The following is a 16,036-nucleotide window of genomic DNA, read 5'->3' on the forward strand; positions in this document are numbered from 1 at the left end:
ACTAATATTGTCCCAATGCTTGTCCGCGTCAAGGATACCTTGGGAGCAATGGTAAGAATTCGTAGAAAGAAAAAAGGCCCGCGCGGGGCGGGCCTTTCTCATTGTCGGAAAACGACGTTTTGCGTCAGCTCTCACTCGCCGTCCTGGCGGGCCTTGAGGGCGGCGCCGAGGATGTCGCCGAGCGAGGCACCCGAGTCGGAAGAGCCGAACTGAGCGACGGCTTCCTTCTCCTCGAAGATCTCCAGGGCCTTGATCGACAGGCCGACCTTGCGGGTCTTCTTGTCGAACTGGGTGACGCGAGCATCGAACTTCTCGCCGACGGCGAAGCGCTCGGCGCGCTGGTCGTTGCGGTCGCGCGCCAGGTCGCCACGGCGAATGAAGGCGGTGATGTCGGTGTCGACGATCCGCACTTCAAGTCCGGCTTCCTTGACCTCGACCACCTCGCAGGTGACCACGGAGTTGCGGCGGATCTCGCCAGCCGACTCCATCGGATCACCGCCGAGCTGCTTCATGCCGAGGCTGATGCGCTCCTTCTCGACGTCGACATCGAGGACAACCGCCTTGACGACGTCACCCTTGCCGAATTCCTCGATGACCTGCTCGCCCGGACGGTTCCAGTCGAGATCGGAGAGATGGACCATGCCGTCCACATCGCCGTCGAGGCCGATGAACAGACCGAACTCGGTCTTGTTCTTGACTTCGCCTTCGACCACCGAACCGATGGGATACTTCTCGACGAAGGCTTCCCAGGGGTTCTGCAGCGTCTGCTTGAGGCCGAGGGAGATGCGGCGCTTGACCGAATCCACCTCAAGAACCATGACTTCCACTTCCTGGCTGGTCGAGACGATCTTGCCGGGATGGACGTTCTTCTTGGTCCAGCTCATCTCGGAAACGTGGATCAGGCCTTCGATGCCCGGCTCCAGCTCCACGAAGGCGCCGTAGTCCGTGATGTTGGTGACGCGGCCGGTGAACTTGGCGTTGACCGGGTACTTGGCCTCGATGGCATCCCAAGGATCGTTCTCGAGCTGCTTCATGCCAAGGCTGATACGGTGCGTCTCCTGATTGACGCGGACGATCTGCACCTTGACCTGCTGGCCGATCGACAGCACCTCGGACGGGTGATTGATACGGCGCCAGGCGATATCGGTGACGTGCAGCAGGCCGTCGATGCCGCCGAGGTCAACGAACGCACCGTAATCGGTGATGTTCTTGACGACGCCGTCGACGATCTGGCCTTCCTCGAGGCTCGACACCAGCTCCGAACGCTGCTCGGCGCGGGTCTCTTCGAGGACGACGCGGCGCGACACGACGATGTTGCCGCGACGCTTGTCCATCTTCAGAATCTGGAAGGGCTGCGGCGTATGCATCAGCGGGGCAACATCGCGCACCGGGCGGATGTCGACCTGCGAGCGGGGCAGGAAGGCCATGGCGCCGTCGAGATCGACGGTGAAGCCACCCTTGACCTGGTTGGAGATCTGGCCGACCACCTTCTCGTTCTTCTCGAAGGCGACCTCGAGACGGACCCAGCTCTCTTCGCGGCGAGCCTTGTCGCGCGACAGAACAGCTTCACCGAGCGCATTCTCGACGCGCTCCAGGTAGACTTCCACCGTATCGCCAACCTTCAGCTCGCCGTCGCGAGCCCGGGCGCCAAATTCCTTGAGCGGCACGCGCCCCTCGACCTTCAGGCCGACGTCGATGACGGCAAGGTCCTTCTCGATGGCGACAATGGTGCCCTTGACGACAGTACCCTCGGCCACGTCCGAAGCGGTGAGGCTCTCGGCGAGCAGAGCGGCGAAGTCCTCGCGGGTGGGATTGAGTTGAGACATTGAAACTCCTGGGGTGCCGGCAAGGCCGGCGGCGTCGGCGGGTAAGAGTTGCCCCGTCCCTCCGACCCGGTGAACCACCTGACCCACGCCAAAGGCGGGTGCCGACGCGACTTCGACCGGACGGACGAGGATGAACGACTTCACGGGCGGGGCCGATGGCTCCACCCGAAAGTCGGGTTTCTATAGCGGAGGTTGCGGCCGGCATCAAGGCACAAAAAGGCGGAATTTCGCGCGTTTTTGTTACCTTCGACAAACCTCAATGCATCTTTTGCCAATTCTCGACAACGGACATCGCCATCGCCAGCACCTCGGCCGGGCCCAGCACCGATGTATCAATGACGATCGCGTCGGCCGCCGGACGGAGAGGCGCCTCGGCGCGACCGCTGTCACGAGCGTCGCGGGCCTTCACTTCGGCGAGAATCGCCTCGTAATCGACCAACCTACCCTTGGCTAGGAGTTCGTCGGTACGACGGCGGGCACGCACCTCGGCGCTCGCGGTGACGTAGAGCTTCACGTCGGCGTCGGGGCAGATGACAGTGCCAATGTCGCGGCCGTCGAGCACGGCACCGCGCGGCCCATGGGCGAAATCGCGCTGGAAAGCGATGAGAGCGGCGCGGACGCCCGGATGGACGGCTACGCGTGAGGCGAGTTCCCCAGCCTCACGCCCCCGGAGGTCGGTGCGCTGAAGGTCGTCCGGCGTCAGTTTCTCGGCAATGATGGTCGCCGCCTGGGCATCGTCGAGATCCAGCCCGGCAATCCGCATCAGCTTGCCGATGGACCGATAGAGAAGCCCGGTATCGAGATAGGGCAGGTCGAGCCGACCAGCAAGGCTCTGGGCCAGAGTACCCTTGCCGGCTGCCGCCGGGCCGTCGATGGCGATAAGAAGCGGCCTTTTCAACGAAACTTCAGACATCTCAAACGGCGACCTCCCCTGCGACCTCGAAGGAGGCACCCAGGCGGGTCATCAGCGCTTCAAAGGTCGGAAAGGAGGTGGCGATCATCGATGCATCATCGACGCTAACCGGATTGCCGGCCACCATGCCAAGCACCAAAAAGCTCATGGCGATGCGGTGGTCGAGATGAGTGATGACCCTGCCGCCACCGGTAATCCTGCCGCCGCGCACCGAGAGCCAGTCGGGGCCTTCGGAGCAGGTAACGCCATTGGCCCTGAGGCCGGCGGCAACGGCGGCGAGACGGTCGGATTCCTTGACGCGCATCTCACCGATGCCGGGCATGCGCGTCTCGCCACTGGCCGCAGCCGCGGCGACCGCGAGGATGGGATACTCGTCGATCATCGATGGCGCCCGCTCGGCCGGCACCGTAACGCCCTTGAGTTCGGCGTGGCGCACCCGGAGATCGGCGAGGCGTTCGCCGCCGGTGGTCCGTTCAGCTATCACCTCGATGTCGGCACCCATTTCCAGAAGCGTATCGATGAGGCCTATGCGGGCCGGATTCATCAGCACGCCCTCGACGGTGATGTCGGAGCCTTCTACCAGCGTTGCCGCTACGATCGGGAAGGCGGCCGATGACGGGTCGGACGGCACGTCGATCGCCTGCGGCTTCAGCTCAGGCCGGCCGGCGAGAGCGATACGGCGGCCACCGCCCGGCTCGCCGGAAATCTCGATATCGGCGCCGAAGCCTTTCAGCATGCGCTCGGTATGATCGCGGGTAAACACCGGTTCGATCACCGTGGTAACGCCCGGCGTGCCGAGACCGGCCAGCAGCACCGCCGACTTGACCTGCGCCGAGGGCACCGGCAACCGATAGATAATTGGCAGCGGCAGGCGCGGCCCGCGCATGGTGAGCGGCAGGCGACCGCCGGAGCGAGCGATCACCTCGACGCCCATCTCCGATAGCGGTTCCAGTACCCGGCCCATCGGCCGCTTGATGAGAGACGCGTCGCCGGTGAAGGTCACCGCGATCGGCTGGGCGGCGGCAAGGCCCATTGTGAGGCGCACGCCGGTACCGGCGTTACCGAAGTCGACGATACCGGCCGGCTCCAGCAGGCCGCCGACGCCGAGACCGCGCACCCGCCAGGCACCGTCGTCGCCACGGATCACCGTGGCACCAAAGGCCCGCATGGCCGTCGCCGTATTCATCACATCCTCGGCCTCTAGGAGACCGGTGATGACGGTCTCGCCAACGGCGAGCGCGCCGAGCATCAATGCGCGGTGCGAGATCGACTTGTCGCCGGGAACGCGGACGCGTCCCTGAAGCGGGCCGGATTTCAAGGCAGTCAGCGGACGGGCGGTCGCGTGGGAATCCATAGAACGTGACACCTGATACGAACTCGCGAAGATGCTGACGCATCCGCTCGTTGAGCTAATCATGGATTTCTCATTCACCTCAACGGCATGAGAAATTCACCAACGAAATACCGGCGTGCATTTGTCAATGCCTTCCGGTACGGCACCTCTCGCCCCGGCGAGCCGCCACGGGCATTGTGGCCGCTCTAGCACAGCCCGGCAGCCGCGTCACTCGCCCGGCATGGCGGCAGATACGGGCGATCCGCCCGGATTACTTGCCGCCGCCACCAATTCACCTTTGACATGCCCCCCAGTTTGCCTATATGAGCCTGCCCGATTTCCTTAATAAACGCGAGGCCGACCGTGGCGAAATCTGAACTTGGGCTGAAGCGTCTTTGCCCCAGCTGTGGCGCGAAGTATTACGATCTCAACCGTTCCCCGATTCTTTGCCCGAAATGCGGCGCCCAATTCGACGCCGGACTGGCGGCGCGCGCGCGTCCAGCGACCGCCGTTGAGGACGAAGAGGACACCGAGGAGGAGGTCACCGAGGTGGGTGCGCTCACTCCGGAGTTCGTCAGCCTCGAGGATGCCGAGGACGCCGACGGCGATGACGTGCCCGACATCGAGGATCCCGAGATCGAGGACGAAACGCCGGAAGACGACGTTTTCCTTGAAGAAGAGGACGAGGATGGCGGCGACATGTCCGACATCATCGGCGACGTTGGCGACGAGGAAGAGCACTAAGCGCCCTACCCCGTCCCGGAACAATTACGGCCGGCTGGCGTCCCAGCCGGCCTTTCTTTTTGAGGCAAAGCGACACCGGTCAGGACAAGCCCTTCAAAAATCTTGGAAATCCGCCATTTTTTCAAAAAGATGACTGAAAAATCGACATAGTCCGAAAAACCTCTTGATCGGCGAGGGAATGCTGAGTATATCCCGCCTCGTCGAGCCGGAACCCACACTGGCACTGCCCGAAAGCGAAAGCTGGAAGGCTTCTTCCGAAACCGGAAACGACGTCTGATGGGGCTATAGCTCAGCTGGGAGAGCGCCTGCATGGCATGCAGGAGGTCAGCGGTTCGATCCCGCTTAGCTCCACCAATTCCCTTGAGACAAGGGAATATCCTTCAGCAAATCAATGAGATGGTCTGCGTGTGGTTCGAGTATGCGCACTTGGTGCCTGACGGGCCGAGGTCACTCCTCCTTTCCCGCCCCGGTAAGAGCGCCCCTGACAGGTTCATGCGGATGAGCGTCAGAGGCGTCCCCTGACGCTTTCTTTCCTATCACAGGGCCCTTCCCGAACCACGTCGGTCAAAGGGCGGCTACGCCATCATCGATCAGCCTTGATGCCGCGCTGATCGGCCTGCAGCGGCGGCAGCCTCATCCCGACAGAAAGTCCAAATTTCGGAAGCAAAATCAGCCTTCCGGCCGAATCGACAGCGAGAAGCGCGCCGCCGTCAGGTCTTGGGCAACAAACCGAATCCGGAAAATCCGCGGCCCCCAGGTGTCCAGATGACGCGGGTCGGTGATTTCGATTGGCTCGACTTCGGCTATGACGAGGTTGGAGGGCTTTATGATCAGCGCCCTGTCTTTCGCCTGGACGCGGCAAGCCCCGCCCTCATCGATCGAGATAACGCAGTCGGATACATGCAGCGGCAGTTCGAAGCGCGTGAGAGGGGTATCCAGCGCCACCTCATCGCGAACCTCGATTTCGCCCGTTGCATGATGAAAGACGATATCCCGCAACATGCGGTTCGTCCCTGGCGTGGAAAAGTAGGCCGGACTCGCGTCGAGGCTTAAGCAGCTGCTTTGGTCGTCATGGACACATCGGACGTCACGGGCCTGCGCGCCCGGGCCGGCGTACTGCAACAGCCCGTTGATCCGCGGCACGTTGTGGCCCTTCGAACTGATGTGCCACATGTCGTAACGCGTTTCGGTGAAAGTCGCCTTGGAATAGGCGCCTTGCCCCAGGTCTATGATAACTGGTTCACCGTCCAAATAGACGCTGAACTGGCCGACATCATTGTGGGAGTGATGGTTGACGTGGGGGTCGTTGCTGCCGGCGATCGCGCTCAGAACCACCCCTTGGCCAGGCTCGCTACGGTCGCGGGCGATCATCACCTGCATGTCGGCAAGCCACACGCTTTTCGCGCAGGTCCAAGGGGACGGTGCCGTCATTTCCGGCGTCCAGAACAAAAGCCGCGTCAGGTGAACGAGAAAATGCCGGGCATACTCGTTGTGGCCGCGCGTCCGTACCGAGCGGGACAGCTTGCGCCGGGCGACGCGGTCGACGTCCTCCCAGATCAGGCTGGCGAGCGGGCCCGACTGGATCTTGCTGGCATAACGGCTCAGTAGGCCGTGATCGAGATCGATCTTCGATCCACCATCGGCAAAATTGATGAAGCGATTACCGCCGACGTTGAGCGGCACGATATGTGCGCCGAAGTTGCGGAATTTCTGGCTTTTCTCAAAACCGAGGTCGATATGGAAGCGCGTTTCCACGAGGTCGATAAAGGCGGCGAGCCGACCGGCACTCACCACCCAGTAGCTCGGCCCTTCGATGCAGCTGCCGCTATCCTCGATCGTGTCATAGAAGCGCTGCATCCCGACCATCAGCTTGCTGGCGATCGAGGTGAGCCGCGCCTTATCCTCAACCACGTAACAGGCAGCCAGAAGCAGATTGTGAGCGCACCAAGCCGTCCAGTTATTGCGGCCGAGATACCAGCCGAACAGCTTGGGCCCCTCGAGAACGGCGAGCGTGCGCCGCTCAATTTCCGAGTGGACGCGGTGATAGAGCGACGGCACCCGTTCCAACAGTACGGCGCGAAGAAGGTAGCAGGCTTCGGCCAGGATCCCCGCCGTCTCGCAACTGAACAAGTCGAGATAATCGTCGCCCGGAACCGGCAGAGGATCGTCCGCCTTCCACGGATTGCCCTCCTTGAACATCACCATCTCGTGCTGGCCGGCGAAATTATGGGCCGGAATGCACCAACTGACTTCACCCAGAATGGCCCAGATATAATTGATGATCTGGTCGAGATAGGTGCCATTCGCCGTCAGGCATTCGGCGATGACCAGATGCGACAATTCGAAGCGACGGCGGAAATAGTTTTCCTCATAGACGATCCGATCGCCGCTCCTCATGAATTCCATGTACATGGCACCGGTGAGCGGGTCGACTTCCGCCTCCAGCAGTTCGTCGGCATAAGCTAGAATGGCTTTGACCGACAGGGCGAGGCGCGGATCGTGCGCCACTTCGTCCCAGCGGGCGCGATCTTCGATTCCGGCAAAGGGCTTCCAATCGTCCCTGTCAGTCAGGCCGCTCCAAAGCTGTTCGACCTTGGCGTTCTCAAACATGTGCGTTTTTCCATGTGGAAGCGGGCGCCGCTGACCTCAGGCCAGCGGCGGTCAAGGATTTTGCCCCTATGGCGCTTCAGGCGTCTTCGGCCCGCCGAATTCGCTGCCCGGACGCGGCATCGAACACGCGCACCTTCTGCCGGTCGGGAATGATCGTGATCGGCTGGCCCGGCTTGAGCTTCAGCTGCTCCTTGAAGGCCGCCGTGACCCTGAAACCAGCGGCGTCGCTCAGGATCACCATGTCCGACCCGGTGTTCTCCACCGCGTGGATGGTCGCGTTGATGCCGCCCGCCTGGGCTTCAGCCCCAAAACGGACGTGCTCGGGACGGATGCCGTAGAGGATCGCTTGCCCGTCGGTGAGGCTGTGGCCGCTACCGAGGGGCACAATGGTTCCGTCCTTGAGACGCGCGTTCGCTTGGCCGTCGCCAGCCACGACGTTGGCTTCGAGCAGGTTGATCGAAGGTGTGCCGAGGAAGCTGGCAACGAAGGTATTGACCGGATCGTCGTAGAGCTGGAGCGGCGGACCAGCCTGTTCAACGCGGCCGTCTCTTAGAACGACGATCTTCTGGCCGAGCGTCATGGCTTCAACCTGATCGTGAGTTACATAGACAGAGGTCGTTTGCAGCCGTCGATGCAGGTCGGCGATCTCACCGCGCACCTGCACACGCAATTTTGCGTCGAGGTTGGACAGCGGCTCGTCGAACAGAAAGACGGCCGGATTGCGCACGATCGCCCGCCCCATCGATACGCGCTGGCGCTGGCCACCGGATAGCGCCTTCGGCAGGCGATCAAGCAGCGGCTCTAGCTCAAGCATCCGCGCCGTCGCGCCGACCTTGGCGGCGATCTCGGCCTTCGGCATCCCGGCAAGCTTCAGGGCAAAGCCCATGTTTTCGCGCACCGTCATTTGCGGATAGAGCGCGTAGGTCTGGAACACCATCGCGATATCGCGAAGCTTGGGGGGAAGGTCGGTGACGTTGTTGCCACCGATGTGGACGCTTCCAGCCGTCACCTCCTCCAGACCGGCGATGATCCTGAGCAAGGTGGATTTTCCCGATCCGCTGGGACCGATCAGGACGCAGAACTCCCCTTCTTCGATCTCCAGCGACACGTCATGAATGACCTGCACCGCACCGAAGGACTTGCCGACATTCTTAAGGCTTACCGAACCCATGGTTTTCACCCGAATCTTCTTGCGTTTCAGCCTTTGACGGCACCGGACATGAGGCCGCGATTGAATTGCTTCTGAAGCAGAAGGTAAACGACAATGCAGGGCACCGTTGCGATCACGGTCACAGCGATGAAAATATTCTGCTGCATGATTTCGTCGACGCGTAGTGAGCGTAATACGACCGGAATCGTGTAGAGATCCCTGTTGTCGACGGCGATCAGCGGTAGGAGATACTGGTCCCAGATCATCAGGAAGCTGAAGATCGTCGTCGTGCCCAGCGCCGGCTTCACTAATGGCAGGATCACCCGCCAGAAGATCTGCAGTTCATTGGCACCGTCCACCCGAGCCGCATCCTCCAGATCACGCGGTACCTCGCGCATGAATTCGGTCAGGAGGAATACCGAGAAGGCCCAGCCGACGATCGGCAGGATCATCGCCGCGTAGGTGTTGTAAATGGAAACACCGATAATCGGGATCTTCGCATGCAAAATAAGGTAAAGCGGGATCGAGATCACCTCGTCGGGCAACATCATCGTCGAGAGAATGGCGAGATTGACGAGGACCGCGCCGCGAAATTTCTTGCGCGCAAGCGCGTAGGCGGCTAGCGCACTCACCAGTGTCTGCAAAACAGTCCCGATGATGACCACGACCAAAGAGTTGAACAGATAGAGCCAGGCCTTTACCTTCACCCAGGCGTAGATGAAGTGTTCCAGCGTTGCTTGGCTCGGCCATAGCACGAGTTCGCCGGGCTGCACCGTGGCCTTGTTGAAGGCGGTGGCGAGAATGCCCCAGAACGGACCGCAGAAGACGATGACCAGAAGGGCGTAGATAACGCCACGGGCAAGCTTCTGCACGAAGGTGGTTTTCATCGGCCCCTCCCTAGGTGCGGACAAAGCGGTTCTTGATGAACAGGTGCGCGATCGTCAGGAACACCGTGAAGGCGAAGAGCAGGAACGAAACGGCAGCGGCATAGCCATAGTCGAGCCGTTCGAAACCGGTCTTGAAGATGTTGGTCATGATCGTCTCGGTGGCACCGGCGGGGCCGCCGCCAGTGGTCGTGTACACCTCGGTGAACACCCGAAAGCCCCGGATGAGCGATAGCATGATGACGACGGAGAAGGCCGGCACGAGGCCAGGCACGGTCACGTGCCAGAGCTTGCGCATGGCACTGGCGCCGTCGACGTCGGCCGCGTCGTAGAGCTCACGATTGATGCCAGCGAGCCCGGCGATGAAAATCACCATGTTGTAGGGCACATTTTTCCAGACCTGGAGCAGGACCACCACGAACAGGGCCTGGTTGGGATCGGACATGAAGCCTTCCGGGCCGGCGCCGAACAGGCCCAGAATGCTGTTCACGACGCCGGTGGACGCCGGATAGAAGAGAATGCGCCAAATCTCGGCGAGGATGGCGACCGAGGTGACGGCAGGAAAGAAGATCGCCGTTCGGATGATTCGGACATGCAGCGCCTGGCTCTGCAGCATCAGAGCCACGGCAAAAGCCAGCAGTCCGCCGATGATCGTCGTCGACACCACATAGATCAACGTGTGCATGGTGGCGGCGTGCAGGGCGGTGTCGGATACCGCGTGTTGGAAATTGGCCAATCCCACCCATTGGTCCGCCCCCGTGAACTTCACCTTGAAGAAGCTCATGTAGAGGCCGCGGATGATCGGGACGAACTTGAACCAAGTGAAGAACAGCAGCGCGGGCGCTAGAAACAGCCATGGAACGGTCCATCTCCAGCGCTTCGAATCAAGGGTCATGTCATCATCCTCATGCCGTTCGAAATCTGCTGGCATCGTCCGGCGGGACAATGCCAGCAGAAGCGGCCAATGCGCTGGCCGGATGTTACTTGGCGAGTACGCCCTGCTTTCCAAGCTCCTCGTTGACCGCCACATCAATGGCGGACAGCCCGGATGGAATGTCAGAGGCGCAGTCCGACAGGATCGTGTTGAATCCGTCGGCGGTCATCTGGCGGATCGGCTTCCAGTTGGGAACGCGCGGGAAATAGCGTCCACTGGAGGCATAGAGCTGGGAGAAGGTGCCCCAGGCGGCATCCGGCTGGACCTTGGTAACATCGACATTCTTGTTGATCGAAAGACGAACGATCGGGCTGGACTGAATACCGACCGCCATGCCGGTCTTCTGGCCTTCCTGGGAGATCAGATACTCGATGAACGCCTTGGCGGCATCTTCCTGCGTGGTGGAGGCCATGATGAAGGCGGCTTCGCCTTCGGCCAGCTCGACCTGTCCGGCCGGGCCAGCCGGCGGAGGGACGACTTCGATCACGTCGCGGCCGGGCTCCTTGCTAAAGGGTGCCAGATGATAGGGACCGGAACGATAGATACCGGCCTGACCGGACGCGAACACCGGCGTGGCGTCGCCCGTTGTGGCCGTGATGGCCGACGGCTGGGCATAGCCCTTGCAAACGAAGTCGCGGGCAAACGATACAGCCTTGGCAACTTCGGGCGTGCCAAGTGACGAGACGTAGCCTTCGCCTTGCTTTTTCATGAAATCGCCGCCCGCCTGCCAGATCAGATCGGACAGGAACCAGGTCGCGTAGCCACGCGTCCCCGACAGCGGCATGACATAGCCGTAAGTGTCCGCCTTGCCGTCACCGTCCGGATCATCCTCGGTGAAGGCCTTGGCGAGCTTGAACAGATCTTCCCAGGTCTTGGGAACGTCATAGCCGAGTTTCTCACGCCAATCCTTGCGGATATAGACGGCGAACGCCTGCGCCGACGTCGGAACGCCGTAATATTTGCCATCCGGCGCCTGCACGCTCTGCCAGGCCACATCGTAGAGTTCGTCGCCACCCTTGAGAGCGGCGCGATCAATCTCCTTGGCGATGCCCATGTCGAGCAGCTGGCCCATCATGGTCGCATCATTGACGATCAAATCGGGCAACGTCCCGCCGACGGCGGCGCGCGCAAGGCGAGTCTCGAAATCGGTGTTGGCCAGAAACAGATCAACGGGAATGCCCGTTTTGCTGGTGAAGTCCTTGGTGATCTCCTCCAGCACGAGCTTCTCGTTGTCGCCGTAGCGCATCCAGACCTTGAGCGCTTCAGCAGAATGGGCCGCCGAGGCGAAGGTCGCACTCATCAGGGCCGCGGATGCAACCCGATAGATCGTCTTCATTGGTCTCCTCCAAATTCCGCCATCCCGCTCCGCGTCGCATGGCAATTACCGCTACGCCATGTCGATGGGCCTCCTGGATGGGCGGGAGGACTATATGTCGGCCTTTTTGGGATTTCAAGTAAACGTTTAACTCGATTTTGAACGTGGTTTCCCTGCCGTGTGTCAGCGTCGGAGTTGACCAAACCGCCGCTTTCTCGATCTGTTTCCGCCTATTCAATCGGGAAGGCGTGGAATGGCATGTATCGACTGTTGCGCGGAAGAGCCGTGCAGTGTAAAAAGATGTGGCTAGAGAGAAACCGTTTACCTTCAAATGACACTGCGAAAGAAAGCCACGATCCGGGATGTTGCAGCAGCGGCGGGCGTGTCGATTGCTACCGTTTCGAAATACGTCAACGGCCAGCAGTCCTTTACCCGGCCCGTCGAGGAAAAACTGCGTCTGGCCATCGAAGCGCTTGGCTATAGCCAGAATCCGGCGGCGCGCAGCATGGTCACCGGTCGGACCGCCGCCATCGGTTTGGCGGTCATGGACATTTCGAACCCCCACTACGCCAACGTCGTGAAGGGGGCCAACCGCGTGGCGCTAGCCAATGGTTACAATCTCCTTGTGGTCGACATGGAGGAGAGCATTGCCTGGGCGCGCCAGCGGCTCGAAGCGTTGGTGCTGCGCACCGACGGGCTGATCGTCAGCTCGCGCATTCCCAAAGACGTGGTCGACTGGTTGGCCGAGCTCGACAAGCCGGTAGCCTTTCTCGGACAGCCGGAGCGCAGCGACGTCGTGACGGTCGGCATGGACAGCATTGAAGTTGCATCGCTGCTCGCCGGCTACATCGTCCAGCAGGGCTTCACCCGCGTTGGCTATGTGGGCTACCCGCGCGCCGCCTGGAACGCGGAGCGCCTGCTTGGCTTGCATCGCGTCTTTGACGCAGCCGGTGTCCAACTCATGGAGTTTGATGCCGAGGAGCCGACGAGCGAAGCAGGCGAACGAGTGGCCGCACGGATCCTACTCAGGGCGGATCGGCCTCAGGCGGTCATCGGCTGCAACGATCTTGTCGCCATCGGATTGATGGCCGAAGCACGGGCGCTGGGATTCCGCATTCCTGAAGACGTAGCCTTTGCCGGCATCGACAACATTCCAACCAGCCGCTATGTCTGGCCGTCGTTGACGACTGTCGACGTCTGCAGCGAAGCGACCGGCGAGGTCGTCCTGAAACAGATCATGTCGATGATCGAAGGACATCCTCCCGCTAGCGACCTCAAGCTGGAACCCCTTCTGGTCGTTCGCGATTCGGCAAGAGGCATGGCGGACGTCAGGACGCCGTCTCACCGTGATCCGTCGCAACCTTCCTGATCTGCTCATTCGAGGGGTCGGGAGGGGAGAACAGTATCCTTCCGGCGACATTGGGCCGGCCGACTCTGGTCTCGCCAGATGACACCCTATCCCCTGTCGACTAGCGCCAACGGTATCTCGATGGGCTGTCGCTCGCCCTTCCCAGCTTCAAACCAAGAGACGACGGACAGCCGCCCGTCCCCTATGCCGCCATTGCGGGGCCATGCCCGCCGATGACTACGCCCGCCCGCGCCGCACGCCGGCCGCCAGATCGGCAACGAGATCGGTGATGGCGCTGACCGTGGCGGTCGTCGCCTTGCCGTCCTTGAGCGAATCGCGCACCGCGTTGACCAATGCGGAGCCGACCACCACGCCATCGGCGTGAGCGGCAATGGCCGCCGCCTGCTCACCCGTCTTGACGCCGAAGCCGACCATCACCGGCAGCGGCGTATGCGCCTTGATACGGGCAACCGCCGTGGCGACATCGCCGGCCGCGGCCGATTTGACGCCGGTGACGCCAAGCACCGAGACGTAATAGACAAAGCCCGAGGAATTCCTCATCAACACCGGCAGGCGCCTGTCATCCGACGTCGGCGTCGCCAGGCGGATGAAACTGATACCGGCCTTGATCGCCGGCAGGCACAGTTCCTCGTCCTCTTCCGGCGGCAGGTCGACGACGATCAGACCATCGACGCCGGCCGCCTTGGCGTCGGAGACGAAGCGTTCGACGCCGTAAATGTAAATGGGATTGTAGTACCCCATCAGCACGACGGGCGTTTCGCCGTCACCCTGCCGAAAAGCACGCACCTGCTCGAGCGTCTTCACCATGGTCTGGCCGGCGGCGAGCGCTCGTATGTCGGCCGCCTGGATCGGCGGCCCCTCAGCCATCGGGTCGGAGAAGGGCATGCCGAACTCGATGATGTCGGCGCCGGCACCGGGCAGCGCCTTCAAGATGGACAGCGAAGTCTCGGGATCGGGGTCGCCGGCGGTAACGAAGGTGACCAGCGCCGCCCGGCCCTCGTCCCTGAGCTTTGCGAGGCGGACGTCGATACGGGTAACGGGAAGGGAACTCACAGGTCGACTCCCAGGATCTTGCCGACGGTAAAGACGTCCTTGTCGCCTCGGCCGGAAAGGTTGACGACGATAATCTCGTCCTTGCCCATCTTCGGCGCGCGCTTGATCGCCTCGGCAACGGCGTGGGCACTTTCCAGAGCCGGGATGATGCCCTCGACCTTGGTCAGCGTCTGGAAGGCGTCGAGCGCCTCCTGGTCGGTGGCGGGCACGTAGGTGACGCGTCCCGTGTCGTTCAGCCAGGAATGCTCAGGGCCGATGCCGGGATAATCAAGGCCGGCCGATATCGAGTGTCCCTCGAGGATCTGGCCGTCGTCGTCTTGCAGGAGATAGGTGCGGTTGCCGTGCAGCACGCCGGGCTTGCCACCATTCAACGAAGCGGCATGGCCGTTGTAGACGTTCATGCCGTGACCACCCGCCTCAACGCCGACGATGCGGACGTCCGGATCGTCGAGGAAGGGATGGAAGATGCCGATGGCGTTGGAACCGCCACCCACAGCCGCGATGATGAGGTCGGGCAGGCGGCCTTCAACGGCGAGGATTTGCTCGCGGGTCTCGTTGCCGATGACCGACTGAAAATCACGCACCATCGTCGGATAGGGATGCGGGCCGGCGGCGGTGCCGATCATGTAGTAGGTCGTCTCGACGTTGGTCACCCAGTCGCGCAACGCTTCGTTCATGGCGTCTTTCAGCGTGCCGTTGCCGGCGGTGACCGGATGCACCTGCGCGCCCAGAAGCTCCATGCGGAAGACGTTGGGCTTCTGCCGCTCGACGTCGGTAGCCCCCATGTAGACCTCGCACGGGTAGCCGAAGCGGGCGCAAACTGTGGCCGACGCGACGCCATGCTGGCCAGCGCCGGTCTCGGCGATGATCCGGGTCTTGCCCATGCGGCGGGCAAGCAGGATCTGACCGAGGCAGTTATTGATCTTGTGACTGCCCGTGTGGTTGAGCTCTTCGCGCTTCAGATAGATCTTGGCGCCGCCGAGGTGGGCGGAAAGCCGTTCGGCGAAATAAAGCGGGCTGGGTCGGCCGGTATAGGTAGCGTTCAGCCCCTCAAGTTCGGCATGAAAGGCCGGATCGGCCTTGGCTGCCTCATAGGCCTGGTCGAGCTCCAGGATCAGCGGCATCAACGTCTCGGCGACGTAGCGGCCGCCGAAAATGCCGAAATGGCCGCGCTCGTCCGGACCGGTGCGGAAGGAATTCGGCGTCGTCGCCTCGCTCATCGTTGTCCCTCTTCACTCGCTGCGCGCGCCGCCGCCACAAAGGCACGGATGCGGGCTTCGTCTTTTTGGCCCGGTGCGCTCTCGACACCCGAAGATACGTCGACCCCCGGGGGCCGCACTCGGCCTACCGCATCGCCAACGTTGGTAGGGTCAAGCCCGCCGGAAAGCAAGAAGGGCGTCGGCGCTCCCTCCAACAGCGACCAGTCGAAAGTCACCCCCAGCCCGCCGGGCCGGCTCGCGTCCTTCGGCGGCTTGGCGTCGTAGAGGAGGAGATCGGCGACATCGGCATACGCAAGGGCAGCAGCGACGTCTTCGGCGGCACCGATGCCAAGAGCTTTGATCACCGGTCGGCCGAAGCGCTTGCGCACCTCGGCAACCCGCTCCGGGCTTTCGCGGCCATGCAGCTGAACGAAGTCCGGTGCAATCGTCGCAACGAGATGACCAAGGAGGTCATCGTCGGCGTTGACCGTCAGCACGACAGTCTTCGCTCGACCATCAACCCGACGGGCCAGCGCGGCGGCGGACTCCACCGAGAGATGACGCGGGCTCTTCTCAAAATGGACGAAGCCGACCAGATCGGCGCCAGCGGATAGCGCCCATTCCAGACTTTCCGGCGTGGAGAGACCGCAGATCTTGATAAGGAATGGGGACATCATGCCAACAACCTAACGAGGACGGCGGCCGA

Annotated in this window: 13 protein-coding genes and 1 tRNA gene; 3 read left to right on the plus strand and 11 right to left on the minus strand. The window is 62.0% G+C overall.

Features of this window, described 5'->3' with window-relative positions:
• Positions 1 to 131: 131 nt before the first annotated feature.
• The 3 genes from rpsA to aroA all read right to left on the minus strand — a co-directional run bounded on the left by rpsA (position 132) and on the right by aroA (position 4,093).
• Complete coding sequence (rpsA, locus tag AB6N07_RS01950) at positions 132 to 1,826, minus strand: 30S ribosomal protein S1 (protein WP_370676147.1); 1,695 nt, start codon at positions 1,824 to 1,826, stop codon at positions 132 to 134.
• Positions 1,827 to 2,082: 256 nt separating this feature from the next.
• Entirely contained in the window at positions 2,083 to 2,739 is a 657-nt protein-coding gene (gene cmk, locus AB6N07_RS01955; protein WP_370676148.1) for a (d)CMP kinase, read from the minus strand.
• A 1-nt stretch (position 2,740) separates the two neighbouring features.
• Entirely contained in the window at positions 2,741 to 4,093 is a 1,353-nt protein-coding gene (gene aroA, locus AB6N07_RS01960) for a 3-phosphoshikimate 1-carboxyvinyltransferase (RefSeq protein ID WP_370676149.1), read from the minus strand.
• A gap of 342 nt (positions 4,094 to 4,435) precedes the next feature.
• Here aroA and AB6N07_RS01965 point away from each other — a divergent pair, with 342 nt between their 5' ends.
• Entirely contained in the window at positions 4,436 to 4,816 is a 381-nt protein-coding gene (locus tag AB6N07_RS01965; RefSeq protein ID WP_370676150.1) for a TIGR02300 family protein, read from the plus strand.
• Positions 4,817 to 5,094: 278 nt separating this feature from the next.
• Positions 5,095 to 5,170 (plus strand) — tRNA-Ala (locus AB6N07_RS01970).
• Positions 5,171 to 5,485: 315 nt separating this feature from the next.
• Here the strand turns inward: AB6N07_RS01970 and AB6N07_RS01975 are convergent.
• From AB6N07_RS01975 to AB6N07_RS01995, 5 genes are all read right to left on the minus strand, one after another.
• Positions 5,486 to 7,426: a heparinase II/III family protein gene (locus AB6N07_RS01975; protein ID WP_370676151.1), complete on the minus strand. Its 1,941-nt coding sequence runs from the start codon at positions 7,424 to 7,426 to the stop codon at positions 5,486 to 5,488.
• A gap of 76 nt (positions 7,427 to 7,502) precedes the next feature.
• Positions 7,503 to 8,597 carry an ABC transporter ATP-binding protein gene (locus AB6N07_RS01980; protein ID WP_370678174.1) on the minus strand — a complete coding sequence of 365 codons (1,095 nt, stop codon included), beginning with the start codon at positions 8,595 to 8,597 and terminating at the stop codon, positions 7,503 to 7,505.
• 26 nt (positions 8,598 to 8,623) lie between these two features.
• Positions 8,624 to 9,463 (minus strand): carbohydrate ABC transporter permease, encoded by an 840-nt coding sequence (locus tag AB6N07_RS01985; RefSeq protein ID WP_370676152.1) that lies wholly within the window; start codon positions 9,461 to 9,463, stop codon positions 8,624 to 8,626.
• A gap of 10 nt (positions 9,464 to 9,473) precedes the next feature.
• The gene (locus AB6N07_RS01990; protein WP_370676153.1) at positions 9,474 to 10,355 is read right to left on the minus strand and encodes a carbohydrate ABC transporter permease; all 882 of its coding nucleotides are present in this window, start codon (positions 10,353 to 10,355) and stop codon (positions 9,474 to 9,476) included.
• Between the two features lie 85 nt (positions 10,356 to 10,440).
• The gene (locus AB6N07_RS01995; RefSeq protein WP_370676154.1) at positions 10,441 to 11,730 is read right to left on the minus strand and encodes an ABC transporter substrate-binding protein; all 1,290 of its coding nucleotides are present in this window, start codon (positions 11,728 to 11,730) and stop codon (positions 10,441 to 10,443) included.
• A 310-nt stretch (positions 11,731 to 12,040) separates the two neighbouring features.
• Here AB6N07_RS01995 and AB6N07_RS02000 point away from each other — a divergent pair, with 310 nt between their 5' ends.
• Entirely contained in the window at positions 12,041 to 13,078 is a 1,038-nt protein-coding gene (locus tag AB6N07_RS02000; RefSeq protein WP_370676155.1) for a LacI family DNA-binding transcriptional regulator, read from the plus strand.
• Positions 13,079 to 13,294: 216 nt separating this feature from the next.
• On the opposite strand, the gene trpA is transcribed toward AB6N07_RS02000, so the two are convergent.
• The 3 genes from trpA to AB6N07_RS02015 are packed head-to-tail and all read right to left on the minus strand — an operon-like array spanning position 13,295 to position 16,004.
• The gene (gene trpA / locus AB6N07_RS02005) at positions 13,295 to 14,131 is read right to left on the minus strand and encodes a tryptophan synthase subunit alpha (protein ID WP_370676156.1); all 837 of its coding nucleotides are present in this window, start codon (positions 14,129 to 14,131) and stop codon (positions 13,295 to 13,297) included.
• Entirely contained in the window at positions 14,128 to 15,351 is a 1,224-nt protein-coding gene (gene trpB / locus AB6N07_RS02010) for a tryptophan synthase subunit beta (protein WP_370676157.1), read from the minus strand. The genes trpA and trpB overlap by 4 nt, the downstream gene beginning before the upstream one ends.
• Entirely contained in the window at positions 15,348 to 16,004 is a 657-nt protein-coding gene (locus tag AB6N07_RS02015; protein ID WP_370678175.1) for a phosphoribosylanthranilate isomerase, read from the minus strand. The genes trpB and AB6N07_RS02015 overlap by 4 nt, the downstream gene beginning before the upstream one ends.
• Positions 16,005 to 16,036 lie beyond the last annotated feature (32 nt).

The sequence above is a fragment of the Pleomorphomonas sp. PLEO genome, assembly GCF_041320595.1.
Taxonomy (GTDB): Bacteria; Pseudomonadota; Alphaproteobacteria; order Rhizobiales; family Pleomorphomonadaceae; genus Pleomorphomonas.